The organism is Streptomyces mayonensis (assembly GCF_018982965.1).
Lineage (GTDB): Bacteria > Actinomycetota > Actinomycetes > Streptomycetales > Streptomycetaceae > Streptomyces > Streptomyces mayonensis.
In genome coordinates, this window is record NZ_JACBYP010000073.1 from 1 (window position 1) to 15,996 (window position 15,996).

General features: G+C 72.7%; 20 protein-coding genes. 14 read left to right on the top strand and 6 right to left on the bottom strand.

The features are described 5' to 3' along the window. Positions 1–82 precede the first annotated feature (82 nt). From HZS56_RS24460 to HZS56_RS24515, 12 genes are all read left to right on the top strand, one after another. Positions 83–1,930, top strand: a complete 1,848-nt coding sequence (locus tag HZS56_RS24460; protein ID WP_216722935.1) for a transketolase — start codon at positions 83–85, stop codon at positions 1,928–1,930. Beyond that, a complete protein-coding gene (gene ligD, locus HZS56_RS24465) occupies positions 1,927–2,877 on the top strand; it encodes a non-homologous end-joining DNA ligase (protein ID WP_216722936.1) in 951 nt (316 codons plus the stop codon). Before HZS56_RS24460 ends, ligD begins: the two co-directional genes overlap by 4 nt. 140 nt (positions 2,878–3,017) lie before the next feature. After that, positions 3,018–3,383, top strand: coding sequence for a gas vesicle protein GvpO (locus tag HZS56_RS24470; RefSeq protein ID WP_216722937.1), 366 nt, complete (start codon positions 3,018–3,020; stop codon positions 3,381–3,383). Between the two features lie 95 nt (positions 3,384–3,478). Then, complete coding sequence (locus tag HZS56_RS24475; RefSeq protein WP_216722938.1) at positions 3,479–3,922, top strand: gas vesicle structural protein GvpA; 444 nt, start codon at positions 3,479–3,481, stop codon at positions 3,920–3,922. Next, the gene (locus HZS56_RS24480; RefSeq protein ID WP_216722939.1) at positions 3,919–4,692 is read left to right on the top strand and encodes a GvpL/GvpF family gas vesicle protein; all 774 of its coding nucleotides are present in this window, start codon (positions 3,919–3,921) and stop codon (positions 4,690–4,692) included. Before HZS56_RS24475 ends, HZS56_RS24480 begins: the two co-directional genes overlap by 4 nt. A gap of 4 nt (positions 4,693–4,696) precedes the next feature. Next, complete coding sequence (locus HZS56_RS24485; protein ID WP_216722940.1) at positions 4,697–4,960, top strand: gas vesicle protein GvpG; 264 nt, start codon at positions 4,697–4,699, stop codon at positions 4,958–4,960. Further along, positions 4,957–5,643: a DNA primase gene (locus tag HZS56_RS24490; RefSeq protein WP_216722941.1), complete on the top strand. Its 687-nt coding sequence runs from the start codon at positions 4,957–4,959 to the stop codon at positions 5,641–5,643. Before HZS56_RS24485 ends, HZS56_RS24490 begins: the two co-directional genes overlap by 4 nt. After that, the gene (locus HZS56_RS24495; protein ID WP_216722942.1) at positions 5,640–6,755 is read left to right on the top strand and encodes an SRPBCC family protein; all 1,116 of its coding nucleotides are present in this window, start codon (positions 5,640–5,642) and stop codon (positions 6,753–6,755) included. Before HZS56_RS24490 ends, HZS56_RS24495 begins: the two co-directional genes overlap by 4 nt. Continuing rightward, complete coding sequence (locus HZS56_RS24500) at positions 6,752–7,078, top strand: gas vesicle protein (protein WP_216722943.1); 327 nt, start codon at positions 6,752–6,754, stop codon at positions 7,076–7,078. Before HZS56_RS24495 ends, HZS56_RS24500 begins: the two co-directional genes overlap by 4 nt. Beyond that, positions 7,075–7,857 (top strand): GvpL/GvpF family gas vesicle protein, encoded by a 783-nt coding sequence (locus HZS56_RS24505; RefSeq protein ID WP_216722944.1) that lies wholly within the window; start codon positions 7,075–7,077, stop codon positions 7,855–7,857. Before HZS56_RS24500 ends, HZS56_RS24505 begins: the two co-directional genes overlap by 4 nt. Further along, complete coding sequence (locus tag HZS56_RS24510; RefSeq protein WP_216722945.1) at positions 7,854–8,045, top strand: gas vesicle protein; 192 nt, start codon at positions 7,854–7,856, stop codon at positions 8,043–8,045. The genes HZS56_RS24505 and HZS56_RS24510 overlap by 4 nt, the downstream gene beginning before the upstream one ends. Before the next feature lie 22 nt (positions 8,046–8,067). After that, positions 8,068–8,361, top strand: a complete 294-nt coding sequence (locus HZS56_RS24515) for a gas vesicle protein K (protein ID WP_216722946.1) — start codon at positions 8,068–8,070, stop codon at positions 8,359–8,361. A 62-nt stretch (positions 8,362–8,423) separates the two neighbouring features. Here the strand turns inward: HZS56_RS24515 and HZS56_RS24520 are convergent, their stop codons facing one another. The 3 genes from HZS56_RS24520 to HZS56_RS24530 all read right to left on the bottom strand — a co-directional run bounded on the left by HZS56_RS24520 (position 8,424) and on the right by HZS56_RS24530 (position 11,143). Further along, positions 8,424–8,594: a hydrophobic protein gene (locus tag HZS56_RS24520; RefSeq protein WP_216722947.1), complete on the bottom strand. Its 171-nt coding sequence runs from the start codon at positions 8,592–8,594 to the stop codon at positions 8,424–8,426. Between the two features lie 36 nt (positions 8,595–8,630). Continuing rightward, a complete protein-coding gene (locus tag HZS56_RS24525; RefSeq protein ID WP_216722948.1) occupies positions 8,631–9,500 on the bottom strand; it encodes a methyltransferase domain-containing protein in 870 nt (289 codons plus the stop codon). 137 nt (positions 9,501–9,637) lie between these two features. Beyond that, entirely contained in the window at positions 9,638–11,143 is a 1,506-nt protein-coding gene (locus tag HZS56_RS24530) for a bifunctional phosphatase PAP2/diacylglycerol kinase family protein (protein WP_216722949.1), read from the bottom strand. Between the two features lie 179 nt (positions 11,144–11,322). On the opposite strand from HZS56_RS24530, the gene HZS56_RS24535 reads away from it, so the two are divergent. Next, positions 11,323–12,942 carry an ATP-binding cassette domain-containing protein gene (locus tag HZS56_RS24535; RefSeq protein WP_216722950.1) on the top strand — a complete coding sequence of 540 codons (1,620 nt, stop codon included), beginning with the start codon at positions 11,323–11,325 and terminating at the stop codon, positions 12,940–12,942. Positions 12,943–12,994: 52 nt separating this feature from the next. Here the strand turns inward: HZS56_RS24535 and HZS56_RS24540 are convergent, their stop codons facing one another. Then, positions 12,995–14,116, bottom strand: a complete 1,122-nt coding sequence (locus HZS56_RS24540; RefSeq protein ID WP_216722951.1) for a baeRF2 domain-containing protein — start codon at positions 14,114–14,116, stop codon at positions 12,995–12,997. Between the two features lie 59 nt (positions 14,117–14,175). Between HZS56_RS24540 and HZS56_RS24545 the strand changes: the two genes are divergently transcribed. Beyond that, positions 14,176–14,454, top strand: coding sequence for a DUF6158 family protein (locus HZS56_RS24545; protein ID WP_216722952.1), 279 nt, complete (start codon positions 14,176–14,178; stop codon positions 14,452–14,454). Between the two features lie 331 nt (positions 14,455–14,785). Here the strand turns inward: HZS56_RS24545 and HZS56_RS24550 are convergent, their stop codons facing one another. Both HZS56_RS24550 and HZS56_RS24555 read right to left on the bottom strand, forming a co-directional pair. Continuing rightward, positions 14,786–15,328 carry a type 1 glutamine amidotransferase domain-containing protein gene (locus HZS56_RS24550; RefSeq protein ID WP_216722953.1) on the bottom strand — a complete coding sequence of 181 codons (543 nt, stop codon included), beginning with the start codon at positions 15,326–15,328 and terminating at the stop codon, positions 14,786–14,788. A gap of 86 nt (positions 15,329–15,414) precedes the next feature. Beyond that, on the bottom strand, positions 15,415–15,822 hold the full coding sequence (locus tag HZS56_RS24555; protein ID WP_216722954.1) for a DUF2795 domain-containing protein: 408 nt from the start codon (positions 15,820–15,822) through the stop codon (positions 15,415–15,417). Positions 15,823–15,996 lie beyond the last annotated feature (174 nt).

A 15,996-nucleotide genomic window follows, 5' to 3' on the forward strand; every position in this document is an offset into this window, starting at 1 on the left:
CGGCCGACCAGCCGCCCCCCGGACCCGACATCGCCCCCGGCCCCGTCAGGCGCACCGACCGCCGGGCCGCGGAAGGAGACTCATGAACACCGATGAACTCGTCGACCTCGGACAGCAGTTGCGCGTCGACAGCGTACGGGCGTCCACCGCCGCGGGCTCCGGGCACCCGACGTCCTCCATGTCCGCCGCGGACCTGATGGCCGTACTGCTGGCCAACCACCTCCGCTACGACTTCGAGCGCCCCGCCCACCCCGGCAACGACCGCTTCGTGCTGTCCAAGGGACACGCCTCGCCCCTGCTGTACTCCGCCTACAAGGCGGCCGGTGCCATCGACGACGAGGAACTGCTGACCTTCCGCAAGCTGGGCAGCCGGCTGGAGGGTCACCCCACGCCCCAGCGGCTGCCGTGGGTCGAGACGGCCACCGGCTCCCTCGGACAGGGGCTGCCCGTGGGGGTCGGCATCGCGCTGGCCGGCAAGCGGCTCGACCACACCGGCTACCGGGTGTGGGTGCTGTGCGGCGACAGCGAGATGGCCGAGGGTTCGGTGTGGGAGGCCGCGGAACACGCCGGGCACGAGCACCTCGACAACCTCGTCGTGATCGTCGACGTCAACCGGCTCGGCCAGCGCGGCCCCACCCGGCACGGCCACGACCTCGACGCGTACGCGCGCCGCTTCCACGCCTTCGACTGGCACACCATCGAGGTCGACGGCCACGACGTCGACGCCGTCGACCGCGCCTACGGCGAGGCCCTGTCCACCAGGGGCCAGCCCACCGCGATCATCGCCCGGACCCTCAAGGGCAAGGGCGTCGAGGCCGTCGAGAACCGCGAGGGACAGCACGGCAAACCGCTGCCCGAGGCGGAGGACGCCATCGCGGAACTCGGCGGCAGGCGCGACATCCGGGTCCGCGTGCACGAGCCGGAGGACGCGCCGGCGCCGCACTCCGCGGGCACCGGCCGGATCGAGCTGCCCCGCTACGAGGTGGGCGACGAGGTGGCCACGCGCAACGCGTTCGGCGAGGCGCTGGCCGCACTCGGGACCGCCCGCGGAGACGTCGTCGCCCTGGACGGCGAGGTCGGCGACTCCACCCGGGCCGAGTTCTTCGCCAAGGAGCACCCCGAGCGCTACTTCGAGTGCTACATCGCCGAGCAGCAGATGGTCGCCGCGGCGGTGGGGTTGGCGGCGCGCGGCCGGGTGCCGTTCGCCACGACGTTCGCCGCGTTCCTGACCCGCGCCTACGATTTCGTGCGGATGGCCTCGATCAGCGGCTCCGGCATCAACCTCGTCGGCTCCCACGCGGGCGTCGCCATCGGCCAGGACGGGCCCAGCCAGATGGGTCTGGAGGACCTCGCGATGATGCGGGCGATCCACGGCTCGACCGTGCTGTACCCGTGCGACGCCAACCAGGCCGCGCACCTCGTCGCCGAGATGGCGGAGCTGGAGGGCATCCGCTACCTGCGCACCTCGCGCGGCGGGAGCAAGGTGATCTACGGCCCCGAGGAGGAGTTCCCGGTCGGCGGCAGCAAGGTCCTGCGCTCCTCGGACGAGGACCGGCTGACGGTCGTCGCCGCCGGTGTCACCCTGCACGAGGCGCTGGCCGCGGCCGACACCCTGGCCGGCGAGGGGATCCAGGTCCGGGTGATCGACCTGTACTCGGTCAAGCCGGTCGACCGCGAGACCCTGCGCCGGGCCGCCGAGGACACCGGCTGCCTGCTGACCGTCGAGGACCACCGCCGCGAGGGCGGCATCGGCGACGCCGTCCTCGACGCGTTCTCGGACGGGCGGCCCGTGCCGCGGCTGGTGCGGCTCGCGGTCCGGACGATGCCGGGCTCCGCCACTCCCGCCGAGGAACTGCACGGCGCCGGGATCGACGCCGAGTCCGTCGCGGCGGCCGGACGGATGCTGGTGGAGCAGGCGATCGTGCCGTGAGCGCAGGGGGCACCCGGACCGTGCGGGCCGGCCCGCACACGGTGGAGGTCCACCGGCCGGACAAGGTGCTCTTCCCGGCGGGTGCCGGGGAGGGGCAGGAGCACACCGAGGAGTACGAGGAGTACACCAAGGGCGACCTCGTCGACTACTACCGGGCCGTCGCCCCGTTCATGCTGCCGCACCTGCGGGGCCGCCCGCTGATGCTGGAACGGCACCCGGACGGCGTCGACGGCCCGCAGTTCATGCAGAAGAACACCCCGGAGCACTATCCGGACTGGATCGAGCGCGTCGAGGTCGGCAAGGAGGGCGGCACCGTCTGCCACACGGTCTGCGGCGACTCCGCCACCCTCCTGTACCTCGCCGACCAGGCCGCCCTCACCCTGCACCGCTGGCTGTCGCGGACGGGGAAGGCCGACCGGCCGGACCGGATGGTCTTCGACCTCGACCCGTCCGGCGACGACTTCGAGCAGGTCCGGTCGGCCGCCCGGCTGCTGGGCGGACTGCTCGACGAGCTGAGGCTGCCGTCGGCCCTGATGACCACCGGCTCCCGCGGCCTGCACGTCGTCGTTCCCCTGACGCCGCATCAGGACTTCGGCGCCGTACGGGAGTTCGCCCGGAACGTCGCCGACGTACTGGCCGCCGCGCACCCCGACCGGCTGACCACCGCGGCCCGCAAGAAGGACCGCGGCGACCGGCTCTACCTCGACATCCAGCGCAACGCCTACGCCCAGACCGCGGTCGCGCCCTTCACCGTCCGCGCCCGGCCCGGCGCGCCCGTGGCGACCCCCGTCTCCTGGGACCAGCTGGACGACCCCGCTCTGCACGCGCGGCGCTGGACCATCGAGAACGCCGTCGAGCAGGCCCGCACCCGGCCCTGGGCCGGGATCATGAGCCGCGCCCGGTCCCTGGGCCCGGCCGGACGGCGCCTGAACGCCCTGCGCGACTGAGCCGGCCACGCGTACGGGAGTACCCCCGCCGCACGCGTACTCAGGAGTACTGGCGTGAGCCCCGCCGCGCGCGTGCGGTCCCGCACGACCGCGCGAGGTTTGGCGAACACACATACGGCCACCCGAGTGACGAGGTGGCCATGTCGAACACGAAGAACACGCCCGAATCGCAAGGCTCACAACAGAGTTCACGGAAGTCACAGCCCTCACACCAAGCACAGCAGTCACAGGAGCCGCGCCGTCGCAAGCCGATGGAGGTGCTGCGTGAGGCGCGCGCCCAGCTTGCCGAGCTCACCGGTATGACCGCCGAGTCCGTGTCGTCCTTCGAGCAGACGGAGGAGGGCTGGGCCCTGGAGGTCGAGGTGCTCGAGCTCGAGCGGGTGCCGGACACCATGAGCCTGATGGCGAGCTACCAGGTGGAGCTGGACACCGAGGGGCAGCTCACGGGCTACCGGCGCGTACGCCGCTACGAGCGCGGCCGCGCCGACGCGCGCGGCGGCCGCTAGGCCGGACCGCGGGTCCGCGCACACCGAACACACCCGCAGAACGCACCGAGGACATCGAACACATCCACTGACGACAAGATGGAGGAACAGCAGGCATGACTGTCGTACCGGCACAACAGACCGGCGGCGGAGGCGGCACCAGCGGCCTCTACGACGTGCTTGAGCTTGTTCTGGACAGGGGGCTCGTCATCGACGCCTTCGTGCGTGTCTCCCTGGTCGGCATCGAGATCCTGAAGATCGACGTACGCGTCGTCGTCGCCAGCGTGGACACGTATCTGCGCTTCGCCGAGGCGTGCAACCGGCTCGACCTGGAGGCCGGGCCGCGCAAGGACCCGGGCCTGCCCGACCTGGTCGGCGAGATGACCGAGTCCGGCGCCCGCGGCAAGTCCAAGGGGGCGCTGTCCGGCGCCGCCGAGACCATCTCCGACGCGTTCAAGCAGGCCCGTGACGAGGGCGGCTCCGAGCGTGAGCGCGAGCCGGCCTCGCGTCCGCGTGCCCGCAAGGCCGCGCCCTCGCGCCGGAAGGAGGAGCAGGAGTGAGTACGTACGTCTACGGCATCACCGCCGCCACGCACCCCTCGCTCCCCGAGGGCACCGGCGGAGTCGGCGACCCTCCCCGCGAGGTGCGCGTCCTCAAGGAGGGCGCACTCGCGGCGGTCGTCAGCGACGCGCCCGAGGGGCTGCGCCCCAAGCGCAGGGAGCTGCTCGCCCACCAGAACGTGCTGAGCGGGATCGGCGAGGAGGGCTGCGTGCTGCCCATGCGGTTCGGCAGCGTCGCCCCCGACGACAAGGCCGTCGCCGGGGTGCTGGCCGAGCGGGCCGAGCACTACGCGGAACGCCTGGGCGCGCTGGAGGGGCGGGTCGAGTACAACATCAAGGCCACCCACGTCGAAGAGGCCGTACTGCACCACGTGATGGCCGAGAACCCCGAGATACGCGCCCTGGCCGAGTCCAACCGGCAGGCGGGGGGCGGGAGTTACGAGAGCAAGATCCAGCTCGGCGAGCTGGTCGCCGCGGCCGTCAAGGGCAAGGAGGCCGAGGACGCCACCGTGCTGGAACGGGCCCTGGAGAAGGAGGCCGACGCGGTGAGCGTGGGTCCCGAGTCCACCGGCTGGCTGGCCAACGTGTCGTTCCTGGTGAAGCGGGAGTCGGCCGAGCGGTTCCTGACGGCCGTGGAGCAGGCCCGCGGGCGGCTGCCGCACCTGGACGTGCGGGTGAACGGACCGCTGCCGCCGTACAGCTTCGTCGAGCCCGGCCCGGCCGAGCCCGCGGGCACCGCGGCCGGTGGCACGGACGCGGGAGCGGGGTGACGACGTGGGACTGATCTCCGAGGTCCTGCTGCTGCCGTTCGCACCGGTGCGCGGCAGCGGCTGGGCCATCGGGCAGGTACTGCGGGAGGCGGAGCGCATCTACTACGACCCCGCCACGATCCGGGCCGGACTGGCCCGTCTGGAAGAGCAGCTGGAGGCCGGAGAGATCACCGGGGAAGAGTTCGACCGGCAGGAGGACGCGCTGCTGGACCGACTGGAGATCGCAACGCGCACGAGCGCGGGATTGGGCAACGGTACGGCACCATGAACCGAGTCGGAATGGGCCTCGCGATAGGGGCCGGATATCTGCTGGGACGCACGAGGAAACTGAAACTCGCGGTCGCCGTGGGCACGATGGTGGCCGGGAAGAAGCTGAACCTGACTCCGAAGGGCGTCGCCGAGCTGGTCTCGGGCCACCTGGAGAACAACCCGCAGTTCAAGGAGATCGGGGACCAGCTGCGGACCGACCTGAGGGGTGTCGGAAAGGCCGCCTCGGGCGCCATGGTCGAGCGGCAGATCGACGCGCTCGCCGACCGGCTGCACGGCCGCACCGCCGAGGTGCGCGACCAGCTCTCCGGCGTGGCGTCGAAGGCGCCGGGCGTCGGTTCCCGCGACTCCGAGGCCTCGGAGGACTCGGAGGAGTACGCGGAACACGACGACGACCGGGACGACCAAGACGAGCGCGCCGAGCGCGACGACCGGGACGAGAGCGGTGAGCGTGACGACCGGGACGAGCGCGCCGAGCAGGAACCGGAGGAGCGGCGGCCCGCGAAGAAGGCCGCGCCCGCCGCGCGCAGGGCGGCCGGGAAGGCCCCCGCGAAGAAGACGCCGGCCAGGAAGACCGCCGCCCCCGCGAAGAAGACCGCGACGAAGCGGGCCCAGCCCGTCAAGAAGGCAGCCGGCAGGAAGACGGCCGGGGCCCGGCCGTCGAAGGGCGGTGGTGAACGATGACCGGCGCACTCGGTTCCGCGGCCTCCACGGCAGGCAAGGCCGCGAAGCACAACCCGCTGGCCGACGTCGCGCAGAGCGAGGCCGCCGACCGCCTCAAGGCGGAGGTCCAGGACTACCTGGCTGCCCAGGCCACCCGGCTGCTGACCGGCGTCGGCACCAAGCTCGGCGAGACCACCGGCAAGCTCAACGACATCGCCGAGGGCAACAGCCCCGGACTCGGCAAGCTCGCCCTCGACGGCGGACGCAAGCTCGCCGAGGGCAAGGGCCCGGTGCGGGCCGCCTTCGAGGTCGGCGCCGGCAAGGTGAAGGACAACGTCGTCGGCGCATTCAAGAACCTCACCGGCGGCAAGGGCAGGAAGAAGGGCGGCGGCGGTCAGAAGCCGACGGTGATCATCGAGTACGTCGACGTCGGCGTACCGCTGCGCACCGCCTACGACCAGTGGACCCAGTACCAGGACTTCAGCACCTTCGCCAAGGGCGTCAAGAGCGCGAACCGCGCCGACGACACGTCCTCCGACTGGCAGCTGAAGGTGTTCTGGTCCAACCGCAGCTGGAAGGCGACGACCACCGAGCAGGTGCCGGACGACCGGATCTCCTGGACCTCGGAGGGCGCCAAGGGCTCCACCAAGGGCGTCGTCAGCTTTCACCGGCTCGCCGACAGCCTGACCCGTGTGGTCCTGGTCGTCGAGTACTACCCCAAGGGACTGTTCGAGAAGACCGGCAACATCTGGCGCGCCCAGGGCCGCCGGGCCCGCCTCGACCTGAAGAACTACGTCCGCCACATCACCCTCAAGGGCGAGGCCGACGACGGCTGGCGCGGTGAGATCCGCGACGGCGAGGTCGTCCGCAGCCACGAGGACGCGGTCGCGGAAGAGGAGGAGCGGCAGCCCGGGCAGGAGCAGCACGACGAAGCCGAGGGGGAGTACGACGACGGCCCCGAGGACGAGTACGACGAGGAGCCCGAGGACGAGTACGACGAGGAGCCGGAGTACGCCGAGGAGCAGCCGGAGGACCAGTACGAGGAGGAGAAGGAAACCGGCGAGGACGAGTACGAGGACGAGGAGGCGCCCCGTGAGGAGTACGAGGGCGCCGAGGGCGGGAGGCGTCGATGACCACTCCCGGCCGGCTGCCCGACCCCTACGGCCAGGGGCAGAGCGCCAACCTCGCGGACATCCTGGAGCGGGTGCTCGACAAGGGTGTCGTCATCGCCGGCGACATCCGGATCAACCTGCTCGACATCGAGCTGCTGACCATCAAGCTGCGGCTCGTCGTCGCCTCCGTGGACAAGGCCAAGGAGATGGGCATCGACTGGTGGGAGAGCGATCCCGCTCTCTCCTCCCGCGCCCGGCAGGACGAACTGACCCGGGAGAACGCCGCGTTGCGGGAACGCCTGCGTGAACTGGACCCGGGCCGCGTACCGAGGGAGGCGCCGTGACCGCGCTGCGCTACGTCTACGCCGTCTGCCGCCCCTTCGACACGCCCCTCCAGGCCCAGCTCACCGGGGTGTCGGGCGACCCGCCGCGGCTGCTGGCGCACGGGGACCTGGTCGCCGTCGTCAGCCGGGTGCCCGAGGCGGACTTCAACGAGGAGGCGCTGCACGACCACCTGGAGGACCTGGACTGGCTGACCGGCACCGCACGCGCCCACCAGCAGGTCGTCGACGCGCTCACCGCGGTCACCACCCCGCTGCCGCTGCGGCTGGCCACCGTCTTCCGGGACGACAGCGGCGTACGCCTCATGCTGGAGGAGCGCGCAGAAGCTTTCGGGTGCACGCTCGACCGGTTGGACGGGCGGGTGGAGTGGGGCATGAAGGTGTACGTCGAAGGGCCCGAACAGGCGGCGGAACCCGCGCGGCCCGAGCCGAAGCCCGCCTCCGGCCGGGACTACCTGCGGCAGCGGCGCCGGCAGTCCAGGGCGGACGACGACCTGTGGAGCCGGGCCGAGGAGTTCGCCACGGACCTGCACCGCACGCTGTCCGACCGGGCCGACGACGCCCGGCTGCACGCACCGCAGAACCCCCGCCTCTCCGGTGCCGCCGGGCGGAACGTGCTCAATGCCGCGTATCTGGTGCGCCGCGACGCCTCCGAGGAATTCGTCGAAAGAGTGGACCGGACGAAGGACGACGCCCCGGGAATCCGCGTGGAACTCACAGGACCCTGGGCAGCCTATTCATTCGCCGGAGAAGAGGAAAAGAATGCGGGGGAGGGATCATGACCGTCGTCGAACGCCGCGAGATCGCCCTCGTGGACCTGCTCGACCGGCTGCTGGCCGGCGGCGTCGTCATCACCGGTGACGTCACGCTGCGCATCGCGGACGTCGACCTGGTCCGGATCGACCTGAACGCGTTGATCAGCTCGGTCAACCGCAACGTACCGTCACCGTTCGGGGACCGATGTGAGTGAACAGCCCGTGAGTGAACAGCCGGTGAGTGAACAGCCGGAGCCCCGCAAGCGCCTCGACCTGGAACCCGACACGGTCGAGCGCGACCTGGTCAAACTGGTGCTGACGGTCGTCGAGCTGCTGCGCCAGCTCATGGAACGCCAGGCGCTGCGCCGCGTCGACGAGGGTGACCTGAGCGAGGAGCAGGAGGAGCGCATCGGGCTCACCCTGATGCTCCTGGACGACCGCATGACCGAGCTGCGCGACCGCTACGGACTGCGGCCCGAGGACCTGAACCTGGACCTCGGGCCGCTGGGACCGCTGCTGCCCCGGGAGTGAAGTCTCCCGGGGCAGCAGCCTCGTCACGCGGTGTTCGTCACCGGTCGCTCACCAGCGGTCGTTCACCACCGGTACCAGCGGCCCCTTCCGCCGCCGGTCTTCGTCCCGCGGGCCAGGAATCCCACCAGCCACAGGACCAGGACCGCCAGAGCGATCCACCAGAGAACCTTCACCGCGAATCCGACGCCGAAAAGGACGATCGCCAGAAGCAGTACGAGCAGAAGCGGAACCATGATGTATAACCTCCTGCTCTACTGGTTTCCCGGAATTCACCGAACAGGCGTGGAAAAGGCTTCCTTTCGGCACAGAATTTCCCCGTGCAGGACGCTGAACCAGCTTTCCGGCTGCTTTCCCCATGCGCGCCAGGCGGCCGAGACAGCCCGCAGTTGCTCCGTGGTGGCATGGCCGCCTCCGGTCGCGCGCTCCGCGTACGCCGACGCCAGGGTGCGGTCCGCCCACAGGCCGCTCCACCACTCCCGTTCCTCGGGGGTGGCGAAGGTCCAGGTCGCGGAGGTCGCCCTGACATCCGTGAACCCCGCCTCCAGCGCCCACGCCTTCAGCCGGCGCCCGGCGTCCGGCTCACCGCCGTTGGCCCGCGCCACCCGGTGGTAGAGGTCCAGCCAGTCGTCCATGCCCGCGGAGGCCGGATACCAGGTCATCGCCCCGTAGTCGGAGTCGCGCACGGCGACGATCCCGTCCGGCCGCGTCACCCGCCGCATCTCGCGCAGGGCCCCGACCGGGTCGCCCACGTGCTGGAGCACCTGGTGGGCGTGGACCACGCAGAACGTGTCGTCCGGGTAGTCCAGTGCGTGCACGTCCGCCACCGCGAACTCGGTGTTGGCCAGGCCGCGTCCGGCGGCTGTCGCCCGGGCCCGCGCCACGATCTCCGGCGCCCGGTCGACACCCGTGACGTGGCCGTCCGGCACCAGCTCCGCCAGGTCCGCGGTGATGGTGCCCGGTCCGCAGCCGACGTCCAGGATCCTCATGTGCGGCTCCAGCGAGCCGAGCAGGTACGCGGCGGAGTTGGCGGCGGTGCGCCAGGTGTGCGAGCGGAGCACGGACTCGTGGTGCCCGTGCGTGTAGACGGCCGTCTCGCGCGGCCTCTCCGGTTTCTCGGGCCTGTCCGGCTTCTTGCGCATGGCGGATCACTTTCTCCCGGTCGCTCTCCCGACACTCCGGTCACCGTACGCCCGCACCTCGCATGGTGAGACGGCCGTATCGAATAATGGACAGACAGGCCGGAAGAGCCCGACGGACCGAGAGGGTCCGAACGGACTCAGGAGAGCAGGCCCTCGCCGGGCAGCGGCCGGTAGACCGTGAGCGCCTCGGGCAGCTTCTCCAGGGTCAGCTCGCCCTCCGTCTCGGTCAGCTCACCGTCGTAGGCCATCAGCGTCCCCGGTGCCACGCCCGACAGACGCAGCCGCGGCACCTGCACCGCCGCGTGCGCGGGCGAGCGCGTCAGCGGTCCGGCGAAGGCCGCCGAGAGCAGCCGCAGCGCGGGCCGGGGTCCGCCGTGCACCACCCTTACGTCCAACTGCCCGTCCGCCAGGTCCAGTCGCCGACCCGAGGCCAGACCCCTGCGGTGGTACGTGCCGTTGCCCGCGAACAGCATCCACAGCGGGCGCCGACGGCCGCGCACCTCCGCCGTCAGCGGGTGCCGGTCGGCGCGCAGCACCCGTACGGCCGCCACCACCCCGGCCGGCCAGCCGCCGATCCGGGACGAGAAGCGCTCGCGCTCGTGGACCAGCTCCGGATACACGCCGAGGCTGAAGGTGTTCAGGAAAACGCCGCGCCGGCCGCCGGAGACGAACCGGCCCACGTCCACCCGCACCCCCTCGCCCCGCTCCAGCGCCCCGCACAGGTCCCGCGCGTCCTCCACGCCCAGGTCGTAAGCGAAGTGGTTGAGGGTGCCGCCGGGCAGCACCGCGAGCGGCAGCCCGTGCCGGAGCGCGATCTCGGCCGCCGCGTTCACCGTGCCGTCGCCGCCGCACACGCCCAGCACCCGGGCGTGACCCGCCGCCTTCTCCAACTCTGCCTGTACGTCAGTCGGTTCGCACTCGACCACCTCCGCCTCGGGCAGCGCGTCGCACAGTGCCCGCACCCGGTCCGAGCTGCCCGAGCCCATGTTGGCGACCATGACCAGGCCCTCGCCGCCGGGCAGCGCCGGGACCTCGGCGCGCGGCCGGGCCGGCGGCACGTGCTGGGCGCGCGTCGGCACCATGCCCCGTACGGCGAACGCGGCCCCCGCGCCGAGCGCCGCACCGGCCAGCACGTCGCTCGGGAAGTGGACGCCGGTGTACACCCGGGACAGGGCGACGGCGGCGGCCACCGGGGCGATGGCCGCGCCCCAGGCCGGGGACTCCAGCGCGACGCCCGTCGCGAACGCGGCCGCCGACGCGGCGTGCCCCGACGGGAAGGACGTCGTGATCGGCTGCCGCTTCAGCTGCCGGACCAGCGGCACCGGGTCGAGTGCCGGCCGGGGCCGGCGGACCGAGCGCTTGCCGAGGGTGTTGATCGTCAAGGAGGCCAGGCCCAGCGAGGCCAGACCCCGGGCGGCGGCGCGCCGCGCCCTCGGAGTGCGGGAGGCGGCCAGGACGGCGCCCGCCGCGAACCAGAGCACCCCGTGGTTGGCGCCGCGGCTCAGCCGGGGCAGCAGGGAGTCCGCGCCGGGCCAGGTGCGCGCGGCGACGGCCTCGAACACCCGCTGGTCCAGCCGTAGGAATCCGTTGCGGACGGGATGCGGTCCGGGTGTGGCGGCGGTGAGGTCTACGTCGGGACTCATGGACCCCGCCTACCCAGCGGGCGGCGATACCTGCCGGTGGTCCGCGTCACGCGCCGCACGTCCCGGCCCGCGGGGGAGGCGCCGGGCACCGGAGGGAGGGGACGGGCACGGCGGGCGCCGGGGGCGCCGGGCGAAATGAGTTTGCCCGCGGCCCGGCCGCAGCCGCAGAATCCGGTCCCATGGGTCATCTCGAAGCCGCGCACCTGGAGTACCACCTTCCCGACGGGAGGACGCTCCTCGGCGACGTCTCCTTCCGGGTGGGGGAGGGGGCCGTCGTGGCGCTGGTGGGCCCCAACGGCGCGGGCAAGACCACGCTGCTGCGCCTGCTGGCCGGGGAGCTGAAACCGCACGCCGGGACCGTCACCGTCGGCGGCGGCCTCGGCGTGATGCGCCAGTTCGTGGGCTCCGTACGCGACGAGACGACCGTGCGCGACCTGCTGGTGTCCGTCGCGCCGCCCAGGATCCGCGAGGCCGCCCGCGCCGTCGACGCCGCCGAGCATGCCCTCGTGACGGTCGACGACGAGGCCGCCCAGCTGACGTATGCGCAGGCGCTCGCCGACTGGGCCGAGGCGCGCGGGTACGAGGCGGAGACCCTGTGGGACATCTGCACCACGGCCGCGCTCGGGGTGCCGTACGAGAAGGCCCAGTGGCGGCAGGTGCGCACCCTCTCCGGCGGTGAACAGAAACGCCTCGTCCTGGAGGCACTGCTGCGCGGCACCGACGAGGTGCTGCTGCTCGACGAGCCGGACAACTACCTGGACGTGCCCGGCAAGCGCTGGCTGGAGGAGCGGCTCGCCGAGACCCGCAAGACCGTCCTGTTCGTCTCCCACGACCGGGAACTCCTCGCCCGCTCCGCCCAGAAGATCGTCTCCGTCGAGCCCGGGCCCGCGGGCGCCGACGCCTGGGTGCACGGCGGCGGCTTCGCCACCTTCCACGAGGCCCGCCGGGAACGCTTCGCCCGCTTCGAGGAGTTGCGGCGGCGCTGGGACGAGAAGCACGCACAGCTCAAGAAGCTCGTGCTGACGCTGCGTCAGGCCGCCGCCGTCTCCCACGAGATGGCCTCTCGCTACGCCGCGGCCCAGACCAGGCTGCGGAAGTTCGAGGAGGCCGGACCGCCGCCCGAGCCGCCGCGCGAGCAGGACATCAGGATGCGCCTGAAGGGCGGCCGCACCGGCGTCCGCGCCGTCACCTGCGAACAGCTGGAACTGACCGGCCTGATGAAACCCTTCGACCTGGAGGTCTTCTACGGCGAACGGGTCGCGGTCCTCGGCTCCAACGGCTCCGGCAAGTCGCACTTCCTGCGGCTGCTCGCCGGCGACGACGTCACGCACACCGGGAAGTGGAAACTCGGGGCGCGCGTGGTGCCCGGCCACTTCGCCCAGACCCACGCCCACCCCGAACTGCTCGGCCGCAGCCTCCTGGACATCCTGTGGACCGAGCACGCCCAGGACCGCGGCGCCGCCATGTCCCGGCTGCGCCGCTACGAGCTGACCCAGCAGGCCGAGCAGGCCTTCGACCGGCTCTCCGGCGGCCAGCAGGCCCGCTTCCAGATCCTGCTGCTCGAACTCCAGGGCGTCACCGCCCTGCTCCTGGACGAGCCGACCGACAACCTCGACCTGGAGTCGGCCGAAGCCCTCCAGGAAGGCCTGGAGGGCTTCGAGGGCACGGTCCTCGCGGTCACCCACGACCGCTGGTTCGCCCGCTCCTTCGACCGGTACCTGGTGTTCGGCAGCGACGGACGGGTCCGTGAGACGCCGGAGCCGGTCTGGGACGAACGCCGGGTCGAGCGGGCGCGCTGACCCACGGGCGACTCCCGGGCGCCCGTGCGCGTGCGAGGGCCGGCGCGGGGGATCACTTCCAGCGCAGCAGCGCCCCCAGGCCGCCCACCGGCGCCTTGCCGGCGGTCTCCGGCGGCAGCACCGGCGTCACCGAGATCGCGGGGGCACCGGTCGTCACCGCCGAGCGCAGCAGGGCGTCGTCCGCCCGCGCCGACCAGGAGTGCTGCTCACCGAGCGTCTTCAGCTCCGTACGCCGCACCGCCAGCTGGTCGGCGTCCTCGCCGATCCACACCTCACGGTGCGTGTCCGGGGCGTCCGGGATGACCAGCAGCTCGTCGATACGGTGCTCACGGGCCGCCTCGACCAGCGCGGGCACGCCCTCCGCGGCGCCGGCCCGGCCCTCGTCGTCCGGCGACCGGGCGGCGAGGAAGCGGTCGAGGTCCTCCTGGGCGCGCGAGCGCACGTGGTCGTCGCGCAGCCGCTCGACCTCGTCGTCCAGCAGCCTGCTGCCCGCGCCGCGCGAGGCCTCGGCGATCCGCCCCTGGAGCCGCTTGGGCAGCCGTTCGTGCACGGAACGCCGCTCCCGGTCGTCGCCGACCAGGATCAGCAGGTCGGCGCCGGTCTCCTCCTGGCACACGGCGAGCGCGTCCGCGATCTCCGCCGCGTTGTGCTCCCAGGTGTTCTCGACCCGCAGCTGGAAGTGGCGCTCCGACCAGTCGACGCTGCTCGTGCGGTGCACCGGCCACTGCCTGCCCGTCACCCCGCCCGCGTCCGAGCTGCCCAGCGCGCTGCGCAGCTCGAAGTCGGCCCCCTTGCGGTCGACGTACGCCACCACGCACACCGGGTCCTCCCCGGCCAGGTCGAGCAGCGGCGTGACGTGGGGCAGCGGCGCCCAGTCGGCGGTGGTCCCGCCGTACGGGGGCCGGGCCAGCCGGGGGTCGAGGACCACCTCGCCGGCCCGCGCGAACAGGGCCCGGCCGTGCGGGTCACTGGCGTGCCGGAGCGCGTCCACCGCCTCCCGCACCGCCTCGCAGGTGGCGTCGTCCGCGCCCTGCTCCGCCAGCTCCCGGGCCACCGCGGCGGCCGTCAGCTCACGCTCGTGGGGGGTGTCCTCCGTGTGCCGGGAGAGATCGACGTAGACGGAGGCCCAGGGCCCCTGGTGTTCGTAGAGGGGATGCAGAAACGCGAGATCCATGGCTCCCTCCCGGGTGCCGCTCGGGGGTGGTAGTGCTGCGGGGCGGGTACCCGGACCGCATGAACGAACACGACACGCGGGACGGCACCACGACCGGAGTGGATCCCGGCCGCCTGGACGACCAGCAGCTGATGAGAGAGCTGGAGACCATCCACCGCACGCGCCACGACACCCTGCTGTACGGGTCGAACGACGCGCTGCGGGCGCACAACGACCGCATGGCCCGGCTGGAGGGCGAGTGGCTGCGCCGCAACCCCAGGCGCCCGGTCGCCGCGGGCCGCACCCGCGAGGGCGCCCGGGAACGGGGCTGCGGGCAGTCCGCCGCGCCCGGTGAGTAGGAACGGGCACGCCCGCGGAACCCACCGCCAGGGCCGCGCGGTGCCGGGCCCGGGCCCGGGAGTGCTGGCCCCCCGCCGCCCGGGCCCGCGCGTGCCGCGCCCACGAGTGCTGGGCCTGCGGTCGCCGAGCCCGCCGTCGCCGGGCCCAGCACTTGTGGGCCCGCGGTCGCTGGGCGCGCGGTTGTCGGTGTCGTCGTTGTCGCGGTCGCCGTCACGGTTTCGTTGTCACGGTTTCGTTGTCACGGTCGCCGCGACCGGGCCCCGGCACGATCGGGCCCCCGGCGCGTCGCACCGGGGGCCCGGGCCCGGGCTCGGTCGTCCGCGCCGGCGCTCAGCCGCCCGCCTTGGCGAACTCCGCGAGGTAGGTCTCGCAGAACGCCTTGAGGTCGTCCGGCTTGCGGCTCGTGACCAGGACGTTGTTGCCGTGGTCGCAGACCTTCACCTGCTCGTCGACCCACGTCGCGCCGGCGTTGCGCAGGTCCGTCTGCAGGCTCGGCCACGAGGTCAGGACCCGGCCGCGTACGACGTCCGCCTCGATCAGCGTCCACGGCGCGTGGCAGATGGCGGCCACCGGCCTGCCCTGGTCGAAGAAGGCCTTCACGAACGCCACGGCCTGCTCGTCGGTCCGCAGGAAGTCGGGGTTGGCCACGCCGCCGGGCAGGACCAGCCCGCCGAACGAGTCGGCCGAGGCGTCGCCCACCACCTCGTCCACGGGGAACGTGTCCGCCTTGTCGAGGTGGTCGAAGCCCTGGATCTCGCCGGACTGCGTGGAGACCAGCACCGGCTCGTGGCCCGCGTCCTTCGCCGCCTGCCACGGCTCGGTCAGCTCCACCTGTTCCACGCCCTCGGGCGCGCTCAGAAATGCGATGCGCATGGGGTTCGGGTTCCTTTCGCGGCGCCCCGGCCGGTGTCGCCGCCCGGCGCGCGTGTGGGGTCCGTGTGGGGTCGTAGGGCCGTCCGCTACCTGGCCGGCGGCCCGTCCGTTCCGGTTCCGCCGTTCTCGGTCAGGGCCACCGCCAGTTCCTGCACGTTGTCGTAGCGGGCCTTGTGCGGCAGCCGTTCGAGGTTCTCGACGAGGGCGTCCGGCGCGTTGCCGCGTCGCAGGGTGCGGGTCAGCTCCCGCGGCGACGCGGGAAAGCTCGCCCGCGTCAGGTTCCGTGCCAGCTCGAGCCGCAGCGCCTCCAGGTACGTCGGCCCGCGGCCCGGCGTCACCGGTCCGTACATGACGTCGGGGTCGTCCTCGGCGGCCGGCTCCGGATCGTTCCACTCCTCGCTGCGGGTGGGGTGCCCGGACCTGAGCAGACCCTGCAGTTCGTGCTTCATCTCGTCGTCGCGGTGGACGCTCATCCGGTCGCTGCCTCGCTGCATGTCTCCCTCCACATCCTCAGGGGGTGCCGACCGCGTACCCGGACACCCGGAGCCGACACGGATTCACCCGGACGGTTCCGCTCCGGTTTTCCGCGGCGGAAGGACGCGCCGACCCCGGGCGGACGGGCCCGGGGAAAGGCCGGTGAAAGCGGTCAGTAATCGAGAAGCGCGAGG

Bases quoted from the DNA above. Each gene is read 5' to 3' on its own strand.
- HZS56_RS24460 (WP_216722935.1), top strand. From the start codon at position 83: ATGAACACCGATGAACTCGTCGACCTCGGACAGCAGTTGCGCGTCGAC.
- HZS56_RS24470 (WP_216722937.1), top strand. From the start codon at position 3,018: ATGTCGAACACGAAGAACACGCCCGAATCGCAAGGCTCACAACAGAGT.
- HZS56_RS24475 (WP_216722938.1), top strand. From the start codon at position 3,479: ATGACTGTCGTACCGGCACAACAGACCGGCGGCGGAGGCGGCACCAGC.
- HZS56_RS24490 (WP_216722941.1), top strand. From the start codon at position 4,957: ATGAACCGAGTCGGAATGGGCCTCGCGATAGGGGCCGGATATCTGCTG.
- HZS56_RS24495 (WP_216722942.1), top strand. From the start codon at position 5,640: ATGACCGGCGCACTCGGTTCCGCGGCCTCCACGGCAGGCAAGGCCGCG.
- HZS56_RS24500 (WP_216722943.1), top strand. From the start codon at position 6,752: ATGACCACTCCCGGCCGGCTGCCCGACCCCTACGGCCAGGGGCAGAGC.
- HZS56_RS24510 (WP_216722945.1), top strand. From the start codon at position 7,854: ATGACCGTCGTCGAACGCCGCGAGATCGCCCTCGTGGACCTGCTCGAC.
- HZS56_RS24520 (WP_216722947.1), bottom strand. From the start codon at position 8,594: ATGGTTCCGCTTCTGCTCGTACTGCTTCTGGCGATCGTCCTTTTCGGC.
- HZS56_RS24525 (WP_216722948.1), bottom strand. From the start codon at position 9,500: ATGCGCAAGAAGCCGGACAGGCCCGAGAAACCGGAGAGGCCGCGCGAG.
- HZS56_RS24530 (WP_216722949.1), bottom strand. From the start codon at position 11,143: ATGAGTCCCGACGTAGACCTCACCGCCGCCACACCCGGACCGCATCCC.
- HZS56_RS24535 (WP_216722950.1), top strand. From the start codon at position 11,323: ATGGGTCATCTCGAAGCCGCGCACCTGGAGTACCACCTTCCCGACGGG.
- HZS56_RS24540 (WP_216722951.1), bottom strand. From the start codon at position 14,116: ATGGATCTCGCGTTTCTGCATCCCCTCTACGAACACCAGGGGCCCTGG.
- HZS56_RS24545 (WP_216722952.1), top strand. From the start codon at position 14,176: ATGAACGAACACGACACGCGGGACGGCACCACGACCGGAGTGGATCCC.
- HZS56_RS24550 (WP_216722953.1), bottom strand. From the start codon at position 15,328: ATGCGCATCGCATTTCTGAGCGCGCCCGAGGGCGTGGAACAGGTGGAG.
- HZS56_RS24555 (WP_216722954.1), bottom strand. From the start codon at position 15,822: ATGCAGCGAGGCAGCGACCGGATGAGCGTCCACCGCGACGACGAGATG.